21 protein-coding genes and 4 pseudogenes are annotated in these 25,782 nt (G+C 66.3%); 10 read left to right on the top strand and 15 right to left on the bottom strand.

Annotated elements, in window-relative coordinates; translation table 11 throughout:
- Positions 1-26: 26 nt before the first annotated feature.
- From bioB to QK290_RS11525, 5 genes and pseudogenes are all read right to left on the bottom strand, one after another.
- Complete coding sequence (bioB, locus tag QK290_RS11545) at positions 27-1,052, bottom strand: biotin synthase BioB (RefSeq protein ID WP_282330790.1); 1,026 nt, start codon at positions 1,050-1,052, stop codon at positions 27-29.
- A gap of 720 nt (positions 1,053-1,772) precedes the next feature.
- Entirely contained in the window at positions 1,773-2,711 is a 939-nt protein-coding gene (locus QK290_RS11540; protein ID WP_282330789.1) for a ferritin-like domain-containing protein, read from the bottom strand.
- Positions 2,712-3,106: 395 nt separating this feature from the next.
- Positions 3,107-3,568: a MerR family transcriptional regulator gene (locus tag QK290_RS11535; protein WP_282330788.1), complete on the bottom strand. Its 462-nt coding sequence runs from the start codon at positions 3,566-3,568 to the stop codon at positions 3,107-3,109.
- A gap of 477 nt (positions 3,569-4,045) precedes the next feature.
- Positions 4,046-4,524 (bottom strand): annotated as a pseudogene (locus QK290_RS11530) (recombinase family protein).
- Between the two features lie 75 nt (positions 4,525-4,599).
- Positions 4,600-4,737, bottom strand: a pseudogene (locus QK290_RS11525) (RidA family protein); the annotation flags it as partial.
- Between the two features lie 188 nt (positions 4,738-4,925).
- On the opposite strand from QK290_RS11525, the gene QK290_RS11520 reads away from it, so the two are divergent.
- Complete coding sequence (locus QK290_RS11520) at positions 4,926-5,510, top strand: adenylate kinase (RefSeq protein ID WP_282330811.1); 585 nt, start codon at positions 4,926-4,928, stop codon at positions 5,508-5,510.
- 178 nt (positions 5,511-5,688) lie between these two features.
- On the opposite strand, the pseudogene QK290_RS11515 reads toward QK290_RS11520, so the two are convergent.
- From QK290_RS11515 to QK290_RS11500, 4 genes and pseudogenes are all read right to left on the bottom strand, one after another.
- Positions 5,689-6,217: pseudogene (locus QK290_RS11515) on the bottom strand (phosphogluconate dehydrogenase C-terminal domain-containing protein).
- Between the two features lie 55 nt (positions 6,218-6,272).
- Complete coding sequence (locus QK290_RS11510; RefSeq protein WP_282330787.1) at positions 6,273-6,833, bottom strand: TIM barrel protein; 561 nt, start codon at positions 6,831-6,833, stop codon at positions 6,273-6,275.
- 80 nt (positions 6,834-6,913) lie between these two features.
- Entirely contained in the window at positions 6,914-7,153 is a 240-nt protein-coding gene (locus tag QK290_RS11505) for a hypothetical protein (RefSeq protein ID WP_282330786.1), read from the bottom strand.
- Positions 7,092-7,466, bottom strand: a complete 375-nt coding sequence (locus tag QK290_RS11500; protein WP_282330785.1) for a triose-phosphate isomerase — start codon at positions 7,464-7,466, stop codon at positions 7,092-7,094. The genes QK290_RS11505 and QK290_RS11500 overlap by 62 nt, the downstream gene beginning before the upstream one ends.
- Between QK290_RS11500 and QK290_RS11495 the strand changes: the two genes are divergently transcribed.
- Positions 7,444-7,653 (top strand): hypothetical protein, encoded by a 210-nt coding sequence (locus QK290_RS11495; RefSeq protein WP_282330814.1) that lies wholly within the window; start codon positions 7,444-7,446, stop codon positions 7,651-7,653. The two genes, QK290_RS11500 and QK290_RS11495, sit on opposite strands and share 23 nt — an antisense overlap.
- Positions 7,654-7,670: 17 nt before the next feature.
- Here the strand turns inward: QK290_RS11495 and QK290_RS11490 are convergent, their stop codons facing one another.
- Positions 7,671-8,255, bottom strand: coding sequence for a histidine phosphatase family protein (locus QK290_RS11490; RefSeq protein ID WP_282330784.1), 585 nt, complete (start codon positions 8,253-8,255; stop codon positions 7,671-7,673).
- Positions 8,256-8,498: 243 nt separating this feature from the next.
- Between QK290_RS11490 and QK290_RS11485 the strand changes: the two genes are divergently transcribed.
- Complete coding sequence (locus tag QK290_RS11485; protein WP_282330783.1) at positions 8,499-9,434, top strand: 5'-3' exonuclease; 936 nt, start codon at positions 8,499-8,501, stop codon at positions 9,432-9,434.
- Positions 9,435-9,456: 22 nt separating this feature from the next.
- Here the strand turns inward: QK290_RS11485 and QK290_RS11480 are convergent.
- Together QK290_RS11480 and QK290_RS11475 are read right to left on the bottom strand one after the other, a co-directional pair.
- Positions 9,457-10,964 (bottom strand): annotated as a pseudogene (locus tag QK290_RS11480) (DUF222 domain-containing protein).
- Between the two features lie 158 nt (positions 10,965-11,122).
- On the bottom strand, positions 11,123-11,704 hold the full coding sequence (locus QK290_RS11475) for a hypothetical protein (protein WP_282330782.1): 582 nt from the start codon (positions 11,702-11,704) through the stop codon (positions 11,123-11,125).
- A 162-nt stretch (positions 11,705-11,866) separates the two neighbouring features.
- On the opposite strand from QK290_RS11475, the gene QK290_RS11470 reads away from it, so the two are divergent.
- The 3 genes from QK290_RS11470 to ggt all read left to right on the top strand — a co-directional run bounded on the left by QK290_RS11470 (position 11,867) and on the right by ggt (position 17,259).
- Complete coding sequence (locus QK290_RS11470) at positions 11,867-14,029, top strand: elongation factor G-like protein EF-G2 (protein WP_282330781.1); 2,163 nt, start codon at positions 11,867-11,869, stop codon at positions 14,027-14,029.
- Between the two features lie 10 nt (positions 14,030-14,039).
- A complete protein-coding gene (locus QK290_RS11465) occupies positions 14,040-15,296 on the top strand; it encodes an MFS transporter (RefSeq protein ID WP_282330780.1) in 1,257 nt (418 codons plus the stop codon).
- Positions 15,297-15,411: 115 nt separating this feature from the next.
- On the top strand, positions 15,412-17,259 hold the full coding sequence (gene ggt, locus QK290_RS11460) for a gamma-glutamyltransferase (RefSeq protein ID WP_282330779.1): 1,848 nt from the start codon (positions 15,412-15,414) through the stop codon (positions 17,257-17,259).
- Between the two features lie 42 nt (positions 17,260-17,301).
- Here the strand turns inward: ggt and QK290_RS11455 are convergent, their stop codons facing one another.
- Positions 17,302-17,562, bottom strand: a complete 261-nt coding sequence (locus QK290_RS11455) for a hypothetical protein (protein ID WP_282330810.1) — start codon at positions 17,560-17,562, stop codon at positions 17,302-17,304.
- Between the two features lie 189 nt (positions 17,563-17,751).
- Between QK290_RS11455 and QK290_RS11450 the strand changes: the two genes are divergently transcribed.
- A complete protein-coding gene (locus QK290_RS11450) occupies positions 17,752-20,499 on the top strand; it encodes an ATP-dependent helicase C-terminal domain-containing protein (protein WP_282330809.1) in 2,748 nt (915 codons plus the stop codon).
- Positions 20,496-20,663, top strand: coding sequence for a hypothetical protein (locus QK290_RS11445; RefSeq protein ID WP_282330778.1), 168 nt, complete (start codon positions 20,496-20,498; stop codon positions 20,661-20,663). Before QK290_RS11450 ends, QK290_RS11445 begins: the two co-directional genes overlap by 4 nt.
- A gap of 23 nt (positions 20,664-20,686) precedes the next feature.
- Here the strand turns inward: QK290_RS11445 and QK290_RS11440 are convergent, their stop codons facing one another.
- Positions 20,687-20,914, bottom strand: a complete 228-nt coding sequence (locus QK290_RS11440; protein WP_282330777.1) for a hypothetical protein — start codon at positions 20,912-20,914, stop codon at positions 20,687-20,689.
- 144 nt (positions 20,915-21,058) lie between these two features.
- Here QK290_RS11440 and QK290_RS11435 point away from each other — a divergent pair, with 144 nt between their 5' ends.
- The gene (locus tag QK290_RS11435; RefSeq protein WP_282330776.1) at positions 21,059-23,998 is read left to right on the top strand and encodes an AAA family ATPase; all 2,940 of its coding nucleotides are present in this window, start codon (positions 21,059-21,061) and stop codon (positions 23,996-23,998) included.
- Here QK290_RS11435 and QK290_RS11430 read toward each other — a convergent pair.
- Positions 23,979-24,656: an alpha/beta family hydrolase gene (locus tag QK290_RS11430; protein ID WP_282330775.1), complete on the bottom strand. Its 678-nt coding sequence runs from the start codon at positions 24,654-24,656 to the stop codon at positions 23,979-23,981. The genes QK290_RS11435 and QK290_RS11430 overlap by 20 nt on opposite strands.
- 77 nt (positions 24,657-24,733) lie before the next feature.
- On the opposite strand from QK290_RS11430, the gene ligD reads away from it, so the two are divergent.
- Entirely contained in the window at positions 24,734-25,756 is a 1,023-nt protein-coding gene (gene ligD, locus QK290_RS11425) for a non-homologous end-joining DNA ligase (protein WP_282330774.1), read from the top strand.
- Positions 25,757-25,782: the final 26 nt, after the last annotated feature.

Genomic DNA, 25,782 nt, shown 5'->3' with positions numbered 1-25,782 from the left:
AGTCGGGCCTGAGGATCGGTTGGGGATCATAATGTCTTCTGGAGTTCCTTGATGGGCATGTTCAGCTCGACGAGCAGGTTCAGGTCGGCGTCTGCCGGTCGGCCCAGTGTGGTCAAGTAGTTGCCGACGATGATGGCGTTGATGCCGCCCCTGAGGCCTTGGCGGGTGCCGAGGTCGCCGAGGGTCAGCTCGCGTCCGCCGGCGTAGCGGAGCACGGTGCGGGGCATCGCCAGCCGGAACGCGGCGATGGCGCGGAGGGCGTCTTTGCCATCCATGATGCCCTGGTTTTCCAGCGGGGTTCCGGGGCGGGGGTTGAGGAAGTTCAGCGGGACTTCGTGGGGTTCCAGGGCCGCGAGCTGGGCTGCGAGTTCCGCTCGCTGTTCCAGGGATTCGCCCATGCCGATCAGGGCGCCGCAGCACAGTTCCATGCCTGCGGCCTTGACCATATTGCAGGTATCCAGGCGCTCCTCGTAGCTGTGCGTGGTGACGACCTCGGGGAAGTAGCTGCGCGCGGTTTCCAAGTTGTGGTTGTAGCGGTGGACGCCCCATGCGGCGAGCTGGTCCACCTGGCGCTGGGTCAGCATGCCCAATGAGCAGGCGATGTTGATGTCCACTGCCTCGTTGATCCTGTCGATGGCGAACTTGATCTGGTTCATGAGCTTGATGTCCGGACCACGGACGGCGGCGACGATGCAGAATTCGGTGGCTCCGGTCGCAGCGGTCTCTTTCGCGGCCTTGACCAGCTCGGGGATGTCCAGCCAGACGCCGCGGACGGGGGAGTCGAACAGGCCGGACTGGCTGCAGAAATGGCAATCTTCGGGGCAGCCGCCGGTCTTGATGGAAATGATGCCCTCCACCTCGACGTCCTCACCGCAGTGCCGCAGCCGGACCTCGTGGGCGATCTGCAGGGCGGCGGGCAGATCCCGGTCCGGCAGCCTCAGGATTTCCACCAGCTGGCTTTCGGAGAGGCCGATTCCCTGCTCCAGGACCTGTGTCCTGGCGGTTTCGAGGATAGTGCCGGGGTTGGCCTCAAGGTCTGGCTGCATCGTCATCAATAGTCCTTTTTTGGGGTTGCTTAGCTGCGGATATTGCCTCGGAACAAACGCTAGTTCTCAGTTCGGTGCGGGATTTTGTCGGGTGACGACAAAGCAATGACGCAGAAATTGGACCCCGGATTCTGGGGCGTGGCCCTTATGGTGGTCACGGGTAGCTTGTGAAAAAGTGAAATATCCGAGGCTATGGCTGGCGGGGCTGTGTGGGTGGTCCTGGGCAGTGGCGCCGACGTTCTGTCCGATGAAAAGGGCCCTACCTTCGCAGAGGTTCTCACCAGGGCTGAGGCGCTATGGCAGTCCATAGTCCACCGGTCAAAATGACTGGGTCAACCTGAATGAAGCCCACCTGGGGGATTTGGCGGGTGCGGTTGGCGGGATGTGATGTTTGCGGACGCGCGCGTTGTCCTGAGCCGTCGTTGCCCGAACCCGTGGGCGGGAAGGAGGTCTCGGATGAGCGGCCCAGTGGAACCCTGCGCGCCGGTAGACCAAGGCAGCCGGACCGTATCAGCAGGCCGATAGAAGAAGGGTGCGGCTCCATGGGAGCTGCACCCTTCTTCTATGTGGCAGGAGGCCTTCTTGAAGGCGTCCCTGATCTTCTCGCCGGCCTGCTTTAAATCCGAATGGGCAGGATTGGCCCAGGCCTTCGGCCCTCAGACTTTCATCACCGGTTGCCTCTTGGCTCTTGACCGCTCCCGTTGGCGTCCGCGGTAGCTTGTCGCCTCAGCTGCCGCCGCTCCTGTTGAGCTTTCCGTTGACGCCATCAGGGAAGAACCCGCCGGACTTGACCGATTCCGCGGTCAGGTAGGCAATATTCAGGACCTGCGCGGGGGTACGGCTGAAGGCCAGGGCGTTGGCGTCGGCGGGCACGAGGTTGGCTACCTGGGCAGTCCCGATGCCCTGATCGAGATCCGTTGTGCCGTCCAGGCTGTCGCGGGCGTCCGAGATGGCCTGAGCTGGTGCTTGCAGGTCCCGGGCGTACATAGTGGTTCGAATGATGCCCGCGTGGTAGGCCTCCACTGCCAGGATGCCTGCGGCCGCCTCGAGATAGGTCTTGTTGTCGATGAACGGGGCGGCACCCTTATAGGCGGTGACGCCGACGTCTTCAAAAATGAACGCCCCGAGCAGGAAACTGGTTTCGTCCGTGAACGGGCTGAAGGTCTGGCCCGCCGTGATGAGTCCGGCGGCGAGAGCGGCCGCGGTGAAACTGGCATCAAGGTCGATCGGAGGGCGGGCCACGGCGGCTTTACCCAGGGCGCTGCGCAAGAACCGGACGTGCGCCTCTTCATCGGCCGCGATCTCCACGGCGTACTTCTGGATCAGGCTGCCCGCAGTAAACGGGACCTGGCTGCCGCCGGTTACTCCGCCTTTCTTGCCCTTACCGTCGGTGAGACTGTCGGCAAGACCTACGCCCGTCACTGCCCGCAGGTAAAATTCGGCCTCAAGGTATTCCAGGTTCAGCGCGAAGTTCAGGATGGCCGCATCACTGGGTCCATCACGATCATCATCATGATCCCCATCGGCGGCTGCGGACGTGGCAGAGAGCAGCGCCACCGCACCGCCGATCCCCGCTGCGCCGGCGGCCCTGAACAGCCGACGGCGGTCAAGGCTATCTTCCGCGCTCCGGGCCATTGCGTTGGTAATGAATTTCTGATCGAACATTCTGTTCTCCTGCCATTCAAATGACATGGCGGGGGGCAGGACTTACTCCTTTAGCGCACCCCAGCGCTGCGACACCCTCGTCGCCACGGCCAGACGGCCATGATAACTCTCAGGGTACCCGCCCCGGCTACAGCGAGGTAAGAGACCGAGCCTGACGCGAAAATAGGAAACGTTTTCTCCGGCCACGGCCGGAGCAGCGCGCCTCAGGAACGAGCTCCTGGAAAAGAACGGAAGGCCACCATTCCTTCAGCCGATTGACGTCCTGAGGTATGTCCGGTAACGATCGTTCGTTAGCGCTACTGTTTGCGCAGTGGCCCTTGACGGCCAGCGCGTCGACGAAAGGCACGGAACGACGCGCAGGCTGCCCCGCGATTGCCGCGCGATCACGGGGCACCTCACGGCTTTGGACGGCTCGTACGGGTACCTGTCTGAATGCTCTCCACGCGACGGTGTCCGGCATTTACGATTGGGCATCCGTCGTGCGCTTCGCCGGGCAGGGACTCGGAGTCGCGCGTGGCGACCAGGGCGGATCTCAGAACCGCCAGGTGGGCGATGGTGTCGTCTATGTCCTGGACGCGTTGTGTGAGAATGCCGCGGACGGTTGCGCAGGGCGGCGTTCCTGATTCTTCCTGCAGGGTGAGGATGCCCGCTATGTCCTCCAAGGCGAGTCCGAGGGAGCGGGCGCGCCGGATGAACGCCATGGTGTCGATATCATCCGCGGTGTACAGGCGGTATCCGCCGGAGCTTCGCGGCGGGGTCCGGATCAGCCCGCGTCGCTCGTAGAGCCGGATCGCTTTGGGCGTGAGGCCCGTGTGTTTGGCGGCCCGGCCGATCGTGAGCATGAGCAGGGTTCCCATTATTTCCTCCTTTGTATTGACGTTACCCCCGGGTCAAGGTTTTAGCGTGGGACGTACGAGGAGGAGGTGGAAGGAAATGGCTTTACAACTAGGTGAGGTTTACCGTTGTCCGGATTCGTCGTACGCCTGTGAGATCACGGTGACGAAGAGTGCAGCGGAAGGCCACGGCGGGGACAAGAACCCAACGTGCTGCTGCGGGCACAGCATGGAGAAGATCAGCTGAGCGGACGAACGGCAGGCAGGCCGCCGGGTATCCGGGCGGTTTTCCGACGACCGGAATGGCGGCGACTCTGGGAGGAGCCCACGGCCTCGGCCGCCGGTGACGCATTCGCGACCGTGGCGTTAGGCCTGCTGGTTAGTGACAGCACTCGGGAAGGGTGCAGACGACTTCTGATACGGAAGCGCTCGAAGTCGTCTGCACAAACCGTCGTTTTGTTCGAAGTCGCGTGCACGAACCGCCGCGGACGATGGGGACTTTTAGTCGTTCGGCTGGGTCTCGGCGACCGCCAGCTGCGACGTGAGATCCTCCGGATTGGCGGAATGAACCCGGATCGGGTCAGCCAGGTTCCGGACTCCGACGCCGCGGCCTGCCAAGTCGTGGATGAGGTTCAGGCTGTCCCGGGCCGTAAGGCCCAACCGGTCCAGGGTGTGCACCACGATCACATCCCCTCGCGGGCCTGGTCGAGTACTTCATGAAGTCCGGGCCGGTTTGTGGTGGATCCGGATTTCTTGTCCAAATATATGTGCCGGGCGGGGATGCCCTCCCCGCGCAGCGCGTCGATCTGTCGGTCCAGGTTCTGTTTTGCGGTCGAGACGCGGGCATACCCAATTGTGACTGTTAACTCTATTTGGCGGTTAGATCGCAGCTTGAATGACGGTTTTGCCGTTCTGCTTGCCGAGCGGTCAGTGCAGCAGATTCGGTGTCGGCCGTGGCGCCCCGATCTGTGTGTCAGCACGCCGCCTTTCTCGCGTCCTCGACGGTGGTGGACATCTTCTCGTTCATCGGCCCCGACGACGCTTACCTCGATCTTGACGATTGCGCCGTTGGCGACGACGGCGTTCTGGCCGCCGACATAGATGATGGTGGCGCCGGGTGGCACGATCGGGACGTGGCTGAAGGCCGGGCTCGAGACGATCCCTTCGGGGCGGATGCGCTGTATGGACGCCATGCCGGGCCCGCTCGCTGCACCACTGCTACCGGTAAAAGCACATAGACGCAGAGTACGACGGCGGGGCTCCTCCACCGTCGTACTCTGCTGTCAGGCGCCGATGCAGCCCGGCCGCAACCTCCGGATCAGTAGCATCGGGCCAGGACGAAGACGTCCACATAGGCAGCAAGGAGTATTGAATGACGAGAATGCTGATTATGGGTCCGCCCGGCTCGGGCAAGGGGACGCAGGCGGAACGGATTTCGGAGCGCCTCGGCGTTGTGGCCATTTCAACCGGCGATATCTTCCGTGCCAACGTCAAAGGCGGAACGCCGCTGGGTTTAGAGGCCCGGAAGTACATGGATAACGGAGACTTCGTTCCGGACAGCGTCACGAATGAGATGGTGCGCAACCGGCTCAGCCAGGACGACGCCAAGGAGGGATTTCTGCTGGACGGCTACCCTCGCACGGTGGCGCAGGTGGACTACCTCGACGGAATCCTCGCTGCTGGCGAACACAAACTCGGAGTGGTCCTGCAGCTGACCGCGGTTGACGAGGAGCTGGTCTCCCGCCTTTTGGGCCGGGCCAGGGAAACTGGGCGGAGCGATGACAACGAGAGCGTCATCCGTCACCGGCTGGCCCTTTACCACCAGCAGACGGAGGCCGTGGTGGCCAGGTATACCGGCCGCGGGATCCTTGCCGAGGTGGACGGGATGGGCGGGATCGAGGACGTCACGGACAGTGTCATGGGCAGGATCGACGACGTGCTGAGCGCGCCCGCCCGCGGACTGTAGGAGGCGCGACAGCGGGTGAACGACGGCGGTCTCTCCCGCCGTCGTTCACCCGTGGGCACTGTTGTTAGTTATCGATCACTTTCTGTCAATGAATTCTTTACCAGCTTGGAGATTCAGCTGCAAACACGAATAGCCCGGTGCGCGGCAATTGCCACGCACCGCACGATCACGTGGGGAACTAGCGTTTGACGACGTCCAGCTTGAGCATTTTGGCGATGATGCCGTCCAGCTCGGAGGCGTCGAAGATCTTCTTCCAGTCGTCCTTGATGATGGTGTCCTTGCCGTACTGGACGGCGATTTCGCACGGCTCGGAGAACGGGTTGGAGCCACGGAGGGCGTTGGTCAGGGCGATCTGCACGTGGCCGAACAGCATGGCCTTGGCCGCTTCCTCGGGAACGCCGGCGGTGTGGACGGTCTCGTGCAGCGCTTCGTTGAGCAGGGTGCCGATCATGCAGGCAACGGTCTCAACCATGGCGAGCCAGGGTGAGCAGTATCGCGCCCGCCTTCAGCTGGGGGAGTACGCCTTCGGAGACGATGCCGAGGACGGTTTCCGGGACGGCGAGGATGACCACGTCGGCGTTCTTGGGGGCATCCTCAGCGGAGGTGATGCCGCGGCCTTCGGCGCGGACGCGCTCCTGGCCGGCGGGGGAGCTCTCGCTGTAGAAGACGGTGTGGGCGCTTTTCTGGAGGTTCCGGGAAACGCGCATTCCCGTTTTGCCACCGTCTCCGACGACGGAGACGGTCAATTTTGCTGCTCACATTTCACTTGCTCCTTAGGAATTCGATGCTGTGTTTGGTCCACTGCTTTTCGAGGCGGATGGTATCGGGCTCGGAGTCCTGCCACGGCAGCCAGTGTTCGATGACCTGGTTGATATTTCTTTGGTGGGGTTGGAACTTGGTGACCATGTAGTCGTAGTCGAGCAGGCCTTCGCCGAGCGGTGCGCAGGCATAGGTGAACCCGACCCAGCCGTCCTTGCGGCTGAACGCGAAGTCCTTGACGTGCATGTTCAGGACGTAAGGCGCGACGGCGTCAATCACCTCGCGCGGCATCTCCAGGGCCGCGACGGTGTTGGTCGGGTCGCTGCAGATGCCCAGATAAGGGCTGTCCACGCCGCGGATCACGTCCAGGATCCGGGAGGTGGGCACCTGTTCATAGGTTTCCACCGCGATCTTTACCCCGGCGGCTTCGAAATCGGGCAGGACCTTTTTGAAGATCGCCACGGCTTCCCCTGCCGTCGGTGGCCCGGGACGTTGAACATGGTCCTCGGCAGGTGCGAGCCCAGGATCCCGGGCGATGTGCAGGAATTTCCGCAGGTGCTCCACGCGGATGCCCTTGGTGCCGAGCTCCAGGGAGATGCCCAGCCGGTCCTCGGTGGCCCAGACGGCAACGAGCTCGGAGTCCGTTATGGGGTTTCCAGCGGGGCGTAGTCGCAGACCTGGAACAGGTCCACACCAAGTTCCGCAGTCCGCTCCAGTGCCTGGTGGATGCTGAGCGGTTCGGCGACCTTGTCCGAGAGCTGCCAGAAGAAGGCGTAGCTGATCAGGCCCGGTCCGGCGCTGCCGCCATAGATGACGCGGCTGTCAATTTCCGCGGAGCATTGCGCGACAGCCTCTTCCGGCGAACCGGCGTGAAGCTCGCCCACGAACAGGATGGGCGTGAGGCCGTTGCGGCAGGCGGCGGCCGTCTTTCAGCCGGATGACCGTCACATCCTCGCCGAAGATCCGACGGTGTTCGGCATGGCCCACTTCGGCGTAGCGTCCGCCGAGCTCGGCCACGGTCTTGCCGCCCACTTCGCCGGTGAAAACGCTTACGTGCTCGTCGCTGGCGGTGGTCGCCTTCTTTTCGGTCTCCAGAGCGCCGGTCAGCCAGGCCTGGAAGTGCAGGCCGTTCAGCTGGCCGAGACGAGGATTACCGAAGAGGCTCCTGGAGCGGATGCGCGCCAACCTTGAATCCATGGAGCGGAATCTGGACAACCTTTCGGCTTTCGTAGAGGCCGATCAATGCCTCCAGGCCAAAAGAATCTCGGACTTCAGTGGCCGGCTCAATCCTGCCGGCGAACTCCTGAAGGAGCTCGCCGCGTTCCGGGGCCTCGCTGTAGTGTCGGTCCAGGACCTCTGGCGATCCCCAAACCTGCGAGGTTAAGGCGGACGCCTGGGTTCTCAGCCCTGGGCTGCAGCCACCATGCGTTTACCGTTGAAGTATTCGAGGTGCCAGCCCTCGGTGACATGGTGGTGGGCCAGATTCAGCACCGCGTTGTCGATCCTGTGCAGGGTGCGGCCGATAGCGAGGTTGAGGCTGACCCGAAGGAGCGTGCCGTGGGCTACCACCAGGACGCGTCGGCCGGAGAATTCATGGGCCAGTGCTTCCAGCGCCCCCAACCCGCGAGCGGCCGCGTCATCCTCGGTTTCGGCGCCGCGGTAACCGCCGGGTATGCGCACAGCCTCCAGCTCGAGGCCGGCCTGCAGGCCCTCGGCCTGTCCGAAGCTGCGTTCGGCGAGCGACGGAATATGCCGGGTAACGCTCAGCCCCAACCCGTCTGCTATCACCTTGGCCGTTTCCGCGGCTCGGCTAAGCGGCGAGGACACGATCGCGTCCCACTCATAGCCAGACAGGACGCCAACGGCGTCGCGCGCCTGGCCACGGCCGACGTCGTTCAGCGGAATGTCGGTGGCCCCCTGGAGCCGACGCTGCGCATTCCAGTCTGTCTGGCCATGACGGATCAGGGCGAATGTCGTAAGGGTCATGATGACTATTCTCCCTGACGGCATGCACGGACCGGGCAGCCGTCGGGATCAAAGCAACTTGCTGGACCAAACGGTCGGGAGGCGTGGGGAGTCAGCAGTGTTGGTCCTCGCTGTTTGTGCAGGCACCGCGATGCTCCTGCGGCGTTGAGGAAGTTGCGCGTTCCATGCCCTGTCCTGGCTGCACGGCGATGCGGCACGGGTCCTGCCGATAGCCGCGCAGCTGCTTCCGTGTCAGGATCAGGTATGCCACACCGCCTGATGCTGCTTGATACTGCGTCCCTGTACTTTCGCGCCTTTTATGGCTTGCCGGACACCATCTGCCGCGCAGACGGAACGCCGGTGAACGCGGTTCGCGGCCTCCTGGACATGATCGCCCGCCTCACCACGGATTACGGGGCCACGCATCTGGTTGCATGCTGGGACGACGACTGGCGTCCGCAGTGGCGCGTGGACCTGATCCCGACCTACAAGTCGCACCGGGTTGCCGAACTTGTGTCGGATGCTCCCGACGTTGAGGTGGCCCCGGACGCGCTTGAGGCGCAGCTTCCGATGATCCGCCGCGTCCTTGAACTCGCCGGCATCGCCATCGTGGGGGCCGCGGAACACGAAGCCGACGACGTCGTCGGCACCTATGCAAGCCACGCGGACCTCCCCGTCGATGTGGTCACCGGGGATCGTGATCTTTTCCAGACCGTCAACGATGACCGTCAGGTGCGGGTGATCTACACCGCGCGGGGCATGAGGAACCTCGAAGTCGTGACGGACGCGGTCGTCGTCGGGAAGTACCGCGTGCTGCCCGAACAATATGCCGATTACGCGACCCTGCGCGGCGACGCCTCCGACGGGCTGCCGGGCGTTGCCGGCATCGGTGAGAAGACCGCCGCGTCGCTCCTGGGCGAGTACGGCACGCTGGAGAACTTGCTCGCTGCAGCAGCTGACGGGGGAGGCGGGGTATCCGCGTCCGTGCAGTCCAAGCTGGCCGCTGCCGCCGACTACCTTACGGTCGCGCCAACGGTTGTGAAAATCGTGCGCGACCTCAATGTTCCCACCCTCGAGGAAGCGGGAGCACAGCTGCACCCGGTCGACGGCGAATCGCGCGCCGAACTGGAGCGTCTCGCCGTTGAATGGAACCTTGGAAGCTCGGTCAAACGGCTGCTTGACGCGCTTGACCGACAATAACGGTCACTGCGCATTCGCCCTGCTAGACCGGCCTGGGGGTGCTCCACTCCGGCCACGGCTCGTCGACCGGTGCCTGTAGCCAACTCCACTCCGGCAAGGGATCTACCGGGCACAGATCCTCAGGCGGACGTTCGCCGGGCAGGATGTCTTCGGGCACGGCCGGGCCAAGTTCCCGGTGCCATAGTTGGTTCAGGATTTCGGGCGGCCAATCGGGTGGTTCCCAGTCCTGTTGTTCGCTGGCGTACTGACGGCCTGTCGGTGAAATCCAACCGGGTGGCTTGTCGGTGGTCGCCCCAGTGGGTGTCCAGCCGCTGGCGTGTTTCAGCCTGTGGTGCTTGGGGCATGGATGCCCGAGGTTAATGATGCCGGTGGTGCCGCCGTCGGCCCAGGCGAGGAGGTGGTCGGCCTCATTGTCCAGAGACTGGTTGCTGCAGCCGGGGAACGGGCATTTCCCGGCTGCAGACGGAGCCATTGCCGCATGCTGACGGGGATGCGGTAGCTGGTCCGTCCGATCTCCAGCGGCGCCCCGTCGCGGGGATCAGTCAAGACACGGTGGAACGACGAGGAACTTTCGGCCATCAGACGACTGGCCATCGACGCCGGGATGGGGCCGTACCCATCGAGCATTGCGGGTTCGTCGGTGAGGCCCATGAGGGCGAACACCGGCACGGTCACGAGCACCTGCGCCGACGGTGACGGCACGTGCTCCGCCGTGCCGCCAAGGAGCCACTTGGCGGCCACGTCGGCGCGGATTTGGCTCAGGTTCCGGTCCTCATGGGGTCCTTGGAGGGCGCGGGCCGCGGTGGTGGTGCGGTCCCAGATCCCGGCCGCCTGGTCCGCGGGGAGGTAGGCCGAGAGCCAGGCCATGCCGTCCCGGTCCGGGGCGAACTCCAGCCGGCGGTCCAGGGCGCTTTTGGTGTGGCGTTTTTCGATGCTGTCCGGGTGGTGGCGTTCGCGCCAGGTCCGGGCTTTGTACCGGAACCGGGACGGCACGAGTTCCCCGGCGGGGCAGCCCTGTGCAGGGTTGGGTGCATCGGGGTCCAGAAAGTGGGCTTCCAAGGCGGCGGCGCCGTCGGGGTCCAAGTTCGCGGTTTCCTCGACCATGGCCCGGGCATGCTGCCACGAAATGTTCCCATCCTGCAGGGCGGCCAGCGCCAGCGTGAGGGTGGTTGTCAGTTCGTGGGCCTCGGACAGAAGCGCACCGGCCGTCCGTTCGCTGACCGTCAGGACGCACGCGACCTCGGAGACTACCGCCATCTCCTGAGCAATGCGGCCCTGCGGAAGCGCGTTCGGGGAGGCCATCGTCCGGGCCGTGTCGGCGAACCCGGCTGCGGCGTGGACCACCAGGGCAGCCGTGGCAGCCTGCAGGCGGGCAGCCTCCGCGAGGGTGTCCAGCCAGCCGTCAGACTGATGCCGCAGCGGATCCGGATCTCCTGGACCGGAGAAGCCTGCGCCAGGGATCACCCCAGCAAGCGCAGCGACAGAAGCCTTGATGGCCTCCAACGCCTCCACCGCTGTTGTCCTTTTCATACTCACATCATCTTGCGAGGCTCTGACATTTAAGGGTCCCCGCGGACCTGTCCCGAGGAACCCGGCGAGAGAACTTCGGCCACCCGCTGGCTGGGGGCCGATACGCCATGCGGTGGCGGGCCTGGAACAGCGCCGCCATGCTCCGACGCGCTTGCTGCTCAGGCAGGGGCCGGGAGGAACCGGCCGTTCCTGATCCGCGACGGGCCAAAAACGACGTTCAGCGGGGCAATCGTCCGCGGCCCGTGTTCCCGCGACAAGGGGCGGCCGACGGCGACATGGGGCACCCAGTGCGGGTACCGGTAGCCCAGCGACGGTGAGCTAAGGATGAAGTCGTCCACATTGTCCACGAGGAGGCGGTCCAGGAGGTCATGCAGGCCCTGCACCAGGGACACCCGGTAGTCGTGCACCCGACCGGGTACGTCCACTTCGAATCCGGAGATGCCGCCGCCACCCAGCACAATCAGTTGTTCCGAGGTGCCCGCAAACCCGTCCAGAACGGGCAGGCCCTGCAACCAGCCCGTTGTATGCCGGACGGCATCACCGGCCGGGGTGATCCCCTTGGTCCAGTCCGCGACGTCCTGCGCAAAATCCGCCAGGATGCCTATATGCAGCAGCGTCAGGTGCAGCCCTTGCGGCCTGCGCAGGGCATTGACGTACTTGCCCAGCGCCTCATAGTCGGAGGGGCCCGCTCCCACCGCCAGGACGGGAACCTCCACTGTGATGCGCGGAACAGGCTGCATGGCTCCCTCTCACAGTGGCACAGACTCGTGGCTTCTGGCTGCCATTATCCTCCGATGCGGCCACCCCGACCCGGGGGTTGCTCTTGCCCTTGCGCCCGCCAGGGTGTCGAATCAAAGAACACGATTCGGCCCGGTGCATGGCAAAGATGCCAGGAGGTTCCCATGTCAGTGAGAGGCACAAAGGACACAGCGCGGACCGCGGGGCGTGGAGGGCCGGAAATGCGCCGGGCTGATGCTACTAACGGCATCGCGGCAACGGATTCCAAGCAGGTGCGCAACGTGGCGCTGGTGGGGCATTCGGGCGCCGGCAAAACCCTGCTGATCGAAGCGTTACTGGCTGCCCACGGCATGATTACGCGCAAAGGCTCCATCGCGGACGGCACCACCGTGAGCGACTCCGACCCGTCAGCAGTGCGGCAGCAGCGGTCGGTCACGCTGTCCCTGGTTCCGCTGCTCATCAACGGCATCAAGGTGAACCTGCTGGATACGCCGGGGTATCCGGACTTTATCGGCGAACTTCGGGCGGGGCTGCGGGCCGCGGACTCCGCCCTCTTTGTTGTCTCCGCCGTGGACGGCATCGACGCTACCACTACGGCGCTCTGGGGCGAATGCGAACGCCTCGGCACTCCCCGGGCCGTGGTCATCTCCCGCCTGGACCACCCCCGGGCAGATTACGACGGCGTCCTGGCCGCCTGCCAGCAGGCGTTCGGCGACTCGGTGCTGCCGCTGTACGTCCCGGTCCGCTCCGGCGGCGAAACCACCGGGCTGCTGGGATTGCTGACGGGTACAGTTTCGGACTACTCCGCCGGGCAGGCAGACGCCGGCTCCCGGGACGCCGATCCCGGCGAGCGCGCGGGTTCCGAGGGCGGCGCCCGCGGCCGGCTCATCGAGGGGATTATCGCCGAAAGCGAGGACGAAACCCTGATGGACCGGTACCTGGGTGGTGAGGACGTCGATACTGATGTCCTCATCGCGGACCTGGAAACCGCCGTCGCCCGTGGTTCCTTCTTTCCGGTCCTGCCAACCTCGGCTGTCACGGGGCTCGGCACGGCGGAAGTGCTGGAAATCCTGACCAGGGGCTTCCCATCGCCGGTGGAGGGCGGCCTCCCGGCGGTGACTGACCTGGCGGGGGCTCCCGCGGCGGCTCTGGCCTGTAACCCGGACGGGCCGCTGGCGGCAGAGGTGGTCCGCACCACCATTGATCCGTTCCTGGGCAGGGTCTGCCTGACACGGGTCTTTTCCGGCACGTTGCGTGCTGACACGCCCGTGCACGTCGGCGGGCACGGGCTCGCGGACCGCGGCCATCAGGACCATGACACCGACGAGCGCCTCACCCACCTGTATTCGCCGCTGGGTCCCAACCTTCGTCCTGTGGCGCAGTGTGTGGCCGGCGACATCTGCGCGGTGGCGAAACTGGGGAGCGCCGAAACCGGGGACACCATCTCGGCCAAGGACCAGCCGCTGCTGCTGGTTACCTGGGAGATGCCGGAGCCGCTGATGCCGGTGGCCGTCGAGGCGGACTCTCGCAGTGACGAGGATGCGCTGGCCCGGAGCCTGGCGAAGGTTGCCGCCGGCGATCCCACGCTGCGTGTTGAGCGGAACGCGGAGACACACCAGCTGATCCTCTGGTGCATGGGGGAGGCCCATGCCGAGGTGGTGCTGGACAGGCTGCGCGACCAGGGCGTGAAGCTGCACACCGTTGGCGTGGTGACGCCGCTGCGGGAAACGTTCGCCGCCCCGGCAACGGGCCACGGGCGGCATGTCAAACAATCCGGCGGACACGGGCAGTATGCCGTCTGCGACATCGACGTGGAGCCGCTGTACCGTGGCGGCGGGTTCGAATTCGTCGACAAAACGGTGGGTGGGGTAATCCCCGGAACGTTTATCTCCTCGGTGGAGAAAGGGGTACGGGCGCAGATGCAGAAAGGGTTGGCCGCCGGGTTCCCCGTGGTGGACCTGCGCGTCACCCTGGTGGGCGGGAAGGCCCACAGCGTTGACTCTTCCGACGCCGCCTTCCAGGCAGCCGGCGCGCTGGCGCTCCGGGAGGCCGCCGCGGCCGGCCGCATCCAGCTGCTCGAGCCGGTTTCCTCGGTCAGTATCACAGTGTCCGAGGCGCACGTGGGTGCCGTGATGAGTGACCTCTCGGCACGCCGCGGCAGGCTCACGGGTACGGCCACCTCCGGTAGCGAGCTGACCGAGATCAGCGCGGAAGTCCCGGACCAGGAACTGCTGAAGTACGCCGTGGAACTTCGTGCGCTGACTGCCGGGACCGGCCGGTTCCGGCGCCGGTACCTCCGGCATGACCCGGTACCCAGCGGTTCATGAGCGCCACGTCATGAACGCCGCCGCGCGGAAGATCCAGCGCATCTATCTCACCCTAACGCTGGGCAATACCCTTGCGGCCTCCTTCATCTGGGGAATCAATACGCTTTTTCTGTTGGATGCCGGGCTGAGCAACCTCGAAGCCTTCGCGGCCAACGCCTTCTTCACGGCAGGCATGGTCCTCTTCGAAGTGCCCACCGGGGTCATCGCGGACGGATGGGGTCGGCGGGTGTCCTTCCTGCTCGGCACGGTGACGCTGGCGGCCGCGACCTACCTGTACTACCTGCTCTGGCAGTTGTCCGCTCCCTTCTGGGCCTGGGCGGTGGTGTCCGTCCTTCTGGGCCTGGGCTTCACGTTCTTCTCCGGGGCCGTGGAGGCCTGGCTGGTGGATGCGTTGCGCTTCTCCGGCTACGACGGTGAGCTGGAAGCAGTGTTCGGGCGGGCACTGATGGTCTCGGGCGTCGCGATGCTTGTGGGTTCGACGGCCGGCGGCGTGATTGCCCAGGCCACGGATCTGGGCGTACCGTTTTTGCTGCGTGTGGGCGTGCTGCTGGCCATGTTCGGGGTGGCCTTCTGGCTGATGCGTGATGTGGGTTTCACCCCGGAGCGTTCACCCCATCCGCTCGAGGCGAGCCGGGACGTGCTGTCCGCCTCCATCGACAACGGCCTGAAAAACCCGCCCGTCCGGTACATCATGTTGGCCGCGCCGTTCAGCGCCGGCGTCGGGATTTATGTTTTCTATGCCTTGCAGCCCTACCTGCTGGAGCTCTTCGGCGACCCGCACGCCTACTCCGTCGCCGGACTCGCCGCGGGCATTGTGGCCGGGGCGCAGGTGGTGGGCGGATGGCTGGCACCCATGGTCCGCCGCCTGGTCCGCAAACGCACCACCGTGCTTGTGGTGAGCAGCATGATGGGCGCCTTGATCCTGGTGGCGCTCGGCATAACGCGCGTGTTCTGGGTGGCCCTGCTGCTGCTGGTGCTCTGGGCGCTCGTCTCCGCGGCGGGCACCCCGGTACGGCAGGCGTATTTGAACGACATGATCGACTCAAGACAGCGGGCAACACTGCTCAGCTTCGATTCGTTGATGGGATCCAGCGGTGGAATCGTGGTGCAGCCGCTCATGGGCCGGGCAGCGGACGTGTACGGCTATCCCACCTCGCTGGCCATCAGCGGTGTCATTGAACTTTTCGCCGTACCGTTCCTGCTGTCCAGCCGGCGGCGGCGCTCGCCAGCCGACACAGCAACCACCGAAGCCGGCACACCGGCCTGAAGCCATGGCCCGTGCCCATGGCACTGGCACAAAAAATTGAGCCTTGAGAGTCCCTACCCGGCGGAGTATCGTGGCGCAAACCCACCTTGCGCAACACCCTGACCCGGGAGAGATCATGCCTAGTGTGCGACGTCGATTGGCAGCTGTGACGGCTGTCCTGGCCTTGAGCGTAACGGGTGGGGCGGTGACCAGCCCCGCGTTTGCAGACCCCCGTGCGACGGACAGGATCCCTTCGGCCACCGGGTACGGCGGGGCGGTGAGCACCGTTGACCCGGAGGCGTCCGCTGCCGCGATCGAGGTCCTCCGGAACGGCGGTAATGCCGCAGATGCGGCGGTCGCCGCGGCCGCGACCCTGGGTGTGACCGAGCCCTACAGCGCCGGCATCGGCGGGGGCGGATACTTCGTGTTCTACGACGCGAAGACCGGCAAAGTGGGAACCATCGATGGCCGCGAAACGGCGCCGGCAACGATGCCGACGGACGCGTTCATCGACCCGGCCACCATCACGCCTGCGAACCCGGCCGGCAGCCCATACCGGTTTACCCCCGAACTGGTGACCAGTGGCGTCTCCGTAGGCGTCCCCGGAACACCGGCCACGTGGGAACGGGCCTTGGAACGGTGGGGAACGCTGGACCTTGGCGACGCCCTCAAGCCCGCCATCAAGGTGGCCAACCGTGGATTCGTGGTGGACGAGACCTTCCGCCAGCAGACACTCGACAATAAGGTCCGGTTCTCGGCCTTCCCCGCCACGGCGAGTCTGTTCCTTCCCGGCGGTGACGCTCCCGTCGTCGGCAGTATTCTCCACAACCAGGACCTCGCTAAGACGTACCGGCTCCTCGCGAAGGAGGGAACGGCTGCCTTCTACGGCGGACCGCTCGCAGCGGAGATTGCCGCCACGGTCCAGTCACCGCCCAAGAGCGACACCACCACGCTGCCTGTTCCGGCCGGCCACTTGACGACGGCGGATCTCGCCGCATACCGGACTCTGGACCGGGAGCCTACGCATGTTGAGTACCGCGGCTACGACGTTTACGGCATGGCGCCGTCCAGCAGCGGTGGCACCACAGTCGGCGAAGCCTTGAATATCCTGGCGCCTTTCAACCTCCGTGAGATGACCGCGCCGGACGCGTTGCATCACTACCTTGAGGCGAGCGCACTCGCTTTCGCGGACCGTGCCAAGTACCTGGGCGACCCGGCTTTCGTCAACGTCCCCACCGAAGCCCTCACCGACCCGCTGTTTGGGAAGGAACGGGCGTGCGCCATTGACCCCACGACGGCGGCAACAAAGCCGGTGCCGGCCGGGAACGCGTCAGACTACAGCGGAGTGTGCACGCTGGCACCTGCCGCAGTGGCGGACGAGAAAGACACCGAAAACATTTCCACGACCAACCTGACTGTCGCTGACAAGTGGGGGAACGTGGTCGAATACACCCTCACGATCGAGCAGACCGGCGGGTCCGGGATGGTGGTGCCCGGCCGCGGTTTCCTGCTCAACAATGAGCTGACCGACTTCTCGACCGTTTATGTCCCCACCGACCCGAACCGGATCGAACCCGGCAAGCGCCCTCGGTCCTCGATGTCGCCCACCATCATCCTCAAGGACGAAAAGCCGTTCCTGGCGCTCGGTTCGCCCGGCGGATCGACGATCATCACCACGGTGCTGCAGACCATCCTGAACAGGGTGGACTTGCACATGAGTATTTTGGACTCGTTGGCGGCCCCGCGTGCGTCGCAGCGCAACACCCCCAACGTCACCGCCGAACCGGACTTCATCACACAGTACGGAGACGCCTTGGCACCCTACGGTCACAAGTTGGTCCCCGCAGGTGACGCCTTCACCTCAGCAGCCGAGATTGGTGCGGCGACCGCCATCGAGTTCGGGCCCGGCAAGCGCGTGACCGCGGTTGCCGAGCCCGTGCGGCGCGGTGGGGGTTCGGCGATGGTGGTCAGACCCGCTCGGTGAACCAGCTTGCCACGGTCAGCTTCGAGGGGGCAGTGACCCGGGTTACTGCCCCATGCCGGGCTGGACGGGAACAAACTCGATGGTGGTTTGGACCTTTTTCTGCGGACCACGGGAAAAACCCTTGGCATCAAGCTGGTTTTGGGCGCGGTATACGGCTAGGGCGTCGTCGTAGATTTCGTTGAGCCGGCGGCCGGAGACCTCCTCCTGGGAGCCGTCGCTGAACGTGACAGTCACTGTGGCGCTGGCGGGAAAGTGCCGCTTCATGCGGATGAAGCCTTCGGAGTCCTGCTGGAGATTGATCAAGGGAAATCCTGCTTTCATGGTCGACGACCTCCAGTCTGACCTATCCAGGGCGCACCTGCGCTGACGCCGGTGCGGGATTGCGGCGACAATGGACGGGTGACATTGCCAACCAACTCCGCCGCCGTCCCTGCGGAGACCTCTGCCGCCAGCACCTCTGCCGCCAGCACCTCTGCCGCGGGGACCTTTGATCTGGCGGCCATCGGTACCGGTCTGGCCTTTGCTGAATCGCTGGGGGAGTTGTCCTCCGTGCTGAGTGCCGGCGGTGCGGCGGGCACGGCCGTGGTGCAGGCCCCGCCCGGCACCGGTAAGACAACGCTCGTCCCGCCGCTGCTGGCCAACCTTGCCGCGCCCGAAGGAAAGCCCCGGCGCGTGGTGGTCACCCAGCCCCGGCGGGTGGCCGCCCGCGCAGCTGCCCGGCGCCTGGCCGCCTTGGACGGCAGCCGGATCGGAGACCGCGTGGGGTACACCGTCCGCGGCGAACGCCAGGCCGGGCCCGCCACCCTGGTGGAATTTGTCACGCCAGGGATCCTGCTGCGGCGCCTGCTCGATGATCCCGGCCTGGAGAGCACCGGCGCGGTCATCCTGGACGAGGTCCATGAACGCGGCCTCGAAACCGACCTGCTGCTGGGCATGCTCACCGAAGTGCGGCAGCTGCGCGGCGACCTCACCCTGGTGGCGATGTCCGCCACCCTGGACGCGCCCCGCTTCGCCGCCCTGATCGGGGGCGCCGCCGGGAATGCGGGGACAAGACACCCCCTGACAGAAGACGCCGGGACCGCGGACGACGGCGGCGGGCCGGCTCCCGTCGTCGACTGCCCCTCAGCGCTGTACCCCCTGGAGGTGGAGTGGATGCCCGCCGCCGTGGCGCGGCTGGACGAACGGGGGGTCACACGCGGGTTCCTGAACCACATTGCCGATACGGCCGCCCAGGCCCACACGGCCGCGGTGGTGCAGGAGGCGGGCACCGATGCGCTGGTGTTTGTCCCGGGCGCCTGGGAGGTGTCCTATGTGGCGGCCCGCCTCCGCGGCCGGACGTCCCCCGGAACCGAGGTGCTGGAGCTCCACGGCCAGGTCAGCCCAGCCGAACAGGACCAGGCCGTCTCCGGGCGCCGGCCGGGCGGCCCGGCACGGATCATCGTGTCCACGGACCTGGCCGAGTCATCCCTGACCGTGCCCGGAGTGCGGCTGGTGATCGACTCCGGGCTTACCCGCGAACCCCGCCGCGATGCCAGCCGCGGCATGTCCGGGCTGGTCACGGTTTCCTGCTCCCGGGCATCAGCCGAACAGCGGGCCGGCCGGGCCGCGCGGCAGGGCCCGGGCCGGGTGGTCCGGTGCTACGACCAGAGAACGTATGCGGCCGCGCCAGCGCACGTGACGCCCGAGATCGCCGTCGCGGACCTGACCGGTGCGGCGCTGGTCCTGGCCTGCTGGGGATCACCGGGCGGCGCCGGTCTGGCGCTTCCGGATGCACCTCCCGCAGCAGCCATGGGTGAGGCTGTTGAAGTCCTGCGCGAACTCGGCGCCGTGGCGCGGGACGGGCACGCCACTGTGCTGGGGCGGACGCTGGCCAGGGTCCCCGCCGATCCCCGGTTGGCCCGGGCACTTCTCGACGGCTCAGCGGCCGTAGGCCAGCGCGCCGCAGCGGAAGCAGTAGCCCTGGTGGCGGGGGACCAGCGGGCCCCGGGGGCCGATCTCACCCGGCTGCTGACAGTACTTCGCGCCGGGAAGGATCCCGCCGCCCGGCGCTGGGCGGAGGACGTCCGCCGGTTGGAGACAATCGCGCGGAAGGAAGGCTACGCCGTCGGCCCGTCCGGCATCGCCTCCCTCGTCAGCACCGCGCCGGTGACCGCTGCGGAGGCGGTGGGCGTCGTCGTCGCGCTGGCGTTCCCGGACCGCGTGGCCCGGCGCGTCCCGGGGGATGGTCCGGCGCGGTACCTGCTGTCCTCCGGCACCCGCGCCGGGTTGCCGGCGGGCAGTCCGCTGGCCGGGCAGGAGTGGCTGGCCGTGGCGGAAGTTGCGCGCGCCGCCGGCCGGGATGCCGCAGGTACCGGCGCGGTGATCCGGTCCGCGGCGCCGCTGAGCGCCGATAACGCCGAGGCGGCCGCCGGGCAGCTCCTGACCGACACGGTAGAAGCGCAGTTCAGCCAAGGCCGGGTGAAGGCCAGGCGGGAACGCCGGCTGGGTGCCATCAGCCTGTCCTCCACCCCCATCCGCCCGTCCGCCGAGGACGGCCGTGCCGCCGTGGCCCGCGCTCTTGCCAACGAGGGGCTGGGAACCATCGGATGGTCGACGGCGGCCGATGCGTTGCGCCGCCGCCTCGCCATGCTGCGCCGCGAACTGGGTGAGCCGTGGCCTGATGTTTCCGAACCCGCCCTGCTGGCACGGCTGGACTCCTGGCTGGGTCCGGAGCTCGCGGCACTGGCAGGTGGCGCCGCCACCAGCAGCATCGACCTCACGGACCCCTTGCGGCGGCTGCTGCCCTGGCCCGAGGCGGTCCGCCTGGCGGAGCTGGCACCTGAATCGCTGAAAGTGCCGAGCGGATCGATGGTGCGGATCGACTACCCCGAGGTTTCGGACAACGCGGCGTCAGGCAGTGCCGGGTCAGTCGGTGCAGTGCCGGACATGGCAGGATCCGGGCACGCGGTACCCGGGCAGGCAGGCGCATACGACGGCGGCCGGCCGGTTGTCGCGGTCAAGCTGCAGGAGTGCTTCGGCTGGGCGGAGACGCCGCGGCTGGTGGACGGCAGGGTACCGGTCCTCTTCCACCTGCTCTCACCCGCGCGGCGGCCGCTGGCTGTGACGGATGACCTGGCGTCGTTCTGGTCCGGGCCCTACGCGCAGGTGCGGTCCGAGATGCGCGGCCGCTATCCCAGGCACCCCTGGCCGGAGGATCCCTGGACGGCTCAGCCGACTGCCCGGACCAAGGCCCGCATGTGACGCCGGCCCGGTCTGCGCCTTCCTTTCGCCTGAACCTCCTCCTTGACGCCGGCCACGGAGAGGGCAACCGCCCGCGCAACGGCGGAATCGGGAAGACCGATTTCCCCACCGGCCGGCTGAGTTCCACCGCCTGGGAAGGCTGGTGGCACGAGGACGCCGCGTAGCCGACACAGCTGCCCCGGACGCCCTACTGTTCGGGGACCCAGTACGGCGCCGGGACACCTGCTCCGGTGAAGTTATCGCAGCGGAGCAGCTGAGTGCCGATTCGGGTGAGCAGGCAGTTTTCGAAGCTGGGACGCCCATCAGAGGATGCGGAATCCATCCTGGCGCTTGCGCCCGCATCGGGCCCGAGCGCAAGCAGGACCAGGGTGAGCAGAATACCTGCCCGTTGGGAAGGCTTGGTGGGCTTGTACATGGCAAATCCTTTCAAAGAATCCTTGGTCTGACACCTTCACCTTCCGTCGCCCATGCCTAGCACCACATCAGGCATGACCCCTTAAAAGCACGCGGAGTACCCTCAGATATGTACGCGCCTGCGGCAGGGGTGCAAGCTGGGATGGTGGCGACACCGTGGGATGCCGGCGGCCCGGAGTTGGTAGGACGGGAAGCGGACTTGGCGCAACTGACCGATGTCATCAGCGGTGTCTGCGCCGGCACAGCGAGGACGTTCATCGTTGCCGGGGACGCCGGTGTCGGGAAGAGCGCGCTGGTCAGCCGGGCGTGCGCGTCCGCTCCGCCAGAAGCGCTCATACTGAGGGGCGGGGCCCTGCCGCTGGCGTCCGTGGACGTCCCGTTCCTCGCCTTGAGATCAGCATTCCGTGCGGCAGCCAGCGGCGGCCAGGCACTGCTGCCGCCTGACATGTCCGGCGATGCGCGTCCGGATTTGCTGGTCCAGATCGATGAGTGGCTCACGGGGCAAAGCCGTTTGAGGCCGGTGTTCCTGGTAATCGACGATCTCCACTGGGCGGACCAGAGCACCCTCGATGTGCTGATGTACGTCCTGGCGGGTCCGAGTGACCGGCCGCTGGGTGTGATCGGGACTGTGCGGAGCAACGAAATCCGCCAGGGCGGGGGACTTCACCAGTGGCTCACCGACATCCGGCGGCTGCCCCGGGTCCGCGTGCACCCGCTGGGACCATTGGACCGGCCTGACACGGAGGCGCAGCTGAGCGGGCTCCTGGGCGTTCCCGCGCATCAGTCCCTTGTCAACGAGGTTTTCACCCGCTCGGCCGGAAACCCTTATCTGAACCTGCTGCTCGTCACGGGGCTGGAGGCCGGGGCCCGGAATTTGCCCCCAGGCTTCCCACCCGATCTGAAGTCGGCGGTCCTGCGCTCATGGCGTGGGCTCTCGGCCGGCGCCCGCGAGTTGACTCAGATCATGGCGCTTGGCGGCCGGGCGGCCGCCGCGATGGAACTGAGCGCGGTGGCTGGTTCCGCCGTCGAGGCCGATGGCGTGCGGCCGCTGCTGCGCTCGGCAGTGGAGTCAGGCCTGGTGGACCTTGCTCCGGACGGGACCTACTGGTTCCACCATCCGATCATCGCCGAAGCGCTGGAACAGGGGCTCGATGCAGGTGAACGGCGGCGCTGGCATTCGGCGTTCGCCACCTTCTACGAGCGGCAGTTCGACGACGACACACCGCCCGAGGCCGGCCTCGTCGTATCCCTCGCCGATCACTACTATGCGGCGGGTAGAACGGCTGACGCCTACCGGTGGTCGCTTACGGCGGCAGGTCTGGCATCCGCGAACGGTGCACTCAGTGATGCCGTGCGGCTCCTGCGGCGATCCCTGCAACTGCGGGACGCCTTGCCTAGCGAAATGGAACGGCCGCGGGAGCTTTGGAACAGGCTCCGTGCCGCAGCCCGGGAAGCCGGGGCATTACTCACCGAGCTCGAGGCCATCGACGGGTTGCTCGCGTGCATCGACGCCACGGCCGAACCGCTGGAAGTGTCCCACCTGATGGTGCGCCGCATGCATCTCCAGTTCTCCACGGGGCAAACCTTCCTTCCGATGGCCGACATCCGGGAAGCAGTCCGGCTGTCCGCCGCGGCGCCGGACAGCTGGCAGCACGCCCTCGCGTTAGCCGAACTGGTCCACGCGAGTATGTGGCATGACGAGCCTGCCCATGAGGCTCAGTCACGGCAGGCGCTCGCCCTTGCCCGTGAGGCAGGCAATCACCTGGCGCTTTCATACGCGCTGACCGCGGCGGCCATCGTAGCGAACCTGGCCAGCCGGTCCGCCGAGTCACGCAACCTGGCGGCCGAAGGAGCCCTGGAAGCGGTCCAGGCCCGCGATTTCTGGGCGTACGTGCATGCCACATACTGGACGGCCAACGCCCAGGGCCCTTGGACCAGTGAGGAGTACGCGGTCCTCCTGCGTCGAGCTCGGCAGGTAATGATGGAACAGGGGGCACCACATACGTACATTGCCAAGATCGCGGCCGACGAAGCGGCCAGCTACCTGGCCGTCGGCGAATGGCGGCAGTGCCGGGCGGCCCTGCGGATCGCACTAAGCTTTGATCCGGGCCCAATGGGCGAAGTGAGCGTGCGGCTCACCGCTGCGCGGCTGGCACAGCTCCAAGGCAGGAACGTCGACGCCGGCATCCACCTCGACCGGGCTGACGAGCTAAACCACGTAAACCAGGAAAACTCCGCACGCCTCAATCTGGACTTTGACGCCGTCCGTGCCGAAGTACTTGTGGCCGCGGGTCGGCCGAAACTGGCATTCGCAGCGGCAATGGCAGGGGCCACCGCCCCGGGGCCGCCACCCACGATGTGCGAGTGGCTGCTGCCGCTGGCTGCCCGTGCGCTCGCCGACCAGGCGCAGCTGGCCAGAGACGTGGGCCACCCCACTGTGGAACTGCTGGTTGCCGCCAAGGAACTCGAGGAACGCTTTCCCGGCGTCCTTCACGAACCTCCGGGCCAATCGGCGTTCTACTTCCGGCAAGTGGCGGCTTTCGAACTCCTTTACAGCACCGAACTGGGCAGGGTCCGGAACCAGCCGGGCAGCGCGGCAGCATGGGCACAAACAGCCGATGCCTTTCGTACGGCGCACCTGCCGTGGGAAGAGGCCTACGCCTGCAGGCGGGGGGTGGAAGCGCTGCTGCTGCAAGGGCACCATCGGAGTCCCAAGGCCGCTGAACTCCTCCGCCGGGGGCTGACTCTGGCGGCGGACCTTGAGGCGGCCCCCATCAGGGTGGCACTGGAACGCCTTGCCGCCCAGGCGAGGATTCCGGTGGCGCCGGTAACGCCCGGGCGGCAGCCCCACGAAGCCAGGCTGCCGGGACTGACGCCAAGGGAGCAGGACATCCTGGAACATGTGATGGCCGGCAGAACCTACGGCGAAATTGCCCGGGGGTTGATGATCAGTGAGAAAACCGTCAGCTCGCACATCTCGAACCTTCTCCGGAAGACGGGCGCCGCCAACCGAGTGGACCTTGCGCGGCTGGCATCGGGGGAGAAACCAGTCAGTCATGGACGCATCACCCGTGGCTCCGCATGAACTCGACTACCTTCGGCGCCAGAGACGCTCCGATCTCTGCAGCATCGCGCTTCTTTCCTGCGACGGCGAAGGAGTGGTCACCGCCGTCGATCCAGTCAAGGACAGCGGATGAGCCGATCCGGGAGACCACACCCTCCAGCAGCTCCGTCGTCGCAAAGGTGTCGCGGGTGCCCTGCAGGAACAACATGGGGAGCGTTAGCCCGTAAAGGTGCTCGTCGCGGAGTTTTTCCGGCTTGCCGGGCGGGTGGAGGGGATAGCCAAGATAGACGAGTCCGGCACTTTCCATTCCCTCGGCGACGGCCATGGACGCCATCCGGCCACCAAACGACTTACCGGCAGCCCACACCGGTCCGCTATCACCGTGCTCGGTTCCTCGCCGCGTTGCTTCATGCATGGCAGCGCGCCAGGCGGCGATGGCTGCGGGCGGCCGGTCCGGGAATTTCCGGCCGACCTCGCGGTAGGGGAAGTTGAAGCGCAAGGTGGCAACGCCGTCGTCGTTCAATGTCCGGGTGAACCCGATCAGAAAGGGGTGCTCCATGCCCGCCCCGGCCCCGTGCGCCACCACCAGGGTCCCAAAGGGGCTGTCCGGGCGGGCGTAAACACCGGAGACCTCAACGTCGCCGACGGGGAAGGTGACAGGGAATTCAGCAACGGCCATAGGTCCATGATGCCGGATCGCCGGCGGCCACGCGCCGAGGTACAGACGCCGCGCGCGGCGCAGGGTAGGTTGTCCCCATGGCGAGCGAACAGACCATCCTCACTGTCCCGGGACCGCACGGCCAGCGTGAGATGCGTGTTTCCAGCCCCAGCAGGGTGCTCTGGCCGGAGCTCGGTCTGACCAAGCTGGACCTGGCACGATACATGGTGGATGTGGGGGAGGCGTTCATTGCTGCGAACGGTGACCGGCCGGTGGCGCTGCAGAGGTACTCGGACAACGTCGAGGGGGACCAGTTCTTCTCCAAGAACCCGCCCAAGGGAACCCCGGATTTCATCCGGTCGGTGAAGGTGACGTTTCCTAGCGCACGCTCGCACCCCATGCTGGTCCTGGACGAACCCGCCGCGGCTGTATGGGCGGTCCAGATGAATACGGTGGTGTTCCATCCGTGGCCGTCGAATACAGAAAACACCGACAACCCTGACCAGCTCAGGATCGATCTTGACCCCCAGCCGGGCACGGACTTCGACGACGCCATCCCGGCCGCACTAGCGCTGAAGGACGTGCTGGGGGAGGCCGGGTTGGAAACGTTCATCAAGACATCGGGGAACCGCGGCCTGCACGTCTACGCTCCCATCGAGCCCAACCATGAATTCCTGGACGTCCGCCACGCGGTGATTGCCGCGGCCCGCGAGCTGGAGCGGCGGATGCCGGACAAGGTGACCACGGCCTGGTGGAAGGAGGAACGCGGCGAGAAGGTGTTCCTGGACTTCAACCAGGCGAACCGCGACCGGACCATCGCCGGCGCGTACAGCCCCCGCGCGCTGGCCCATGCGCCGGTCTCCTGCCCCATCAGCTGGGACGAACTGGGCAGCGCGGATCCCAAGAACTTCACCATGCTGACGGTCCCCGAGCGGCTAAGGACCGTGGGAGATCCCTGGGCAGGCATGAACGGGTATCCGGGAACCATCGATGTGCTGTTGGGCTGGTGGGAGCGGGACCTCAAGGCCGGCCTCGGTGAGCTGCCCTTCCCCCCGGACTACCCGAAGATGCCTGGTGAGCCCATGCGGGTACAGCCGAGCCGGGCGCGCAAGCAGGACTGAGTCCGTTCGAGCGGGTCCTCGTGTTC

Origin of the sequence: Pseudarthrobacter sp. AL07 (genome assembly GCF_029960665.1) — a bacterium.
Taxonomy (GTDB): domain Bacteria; phylum Actinomycetota; class Actinomycetes; order Actinomycetales; family Micrococcaceae; genus Arthrobacter.
This window is presented reverse-complemented; position numbering and strand designations above follow the sequence as displayed.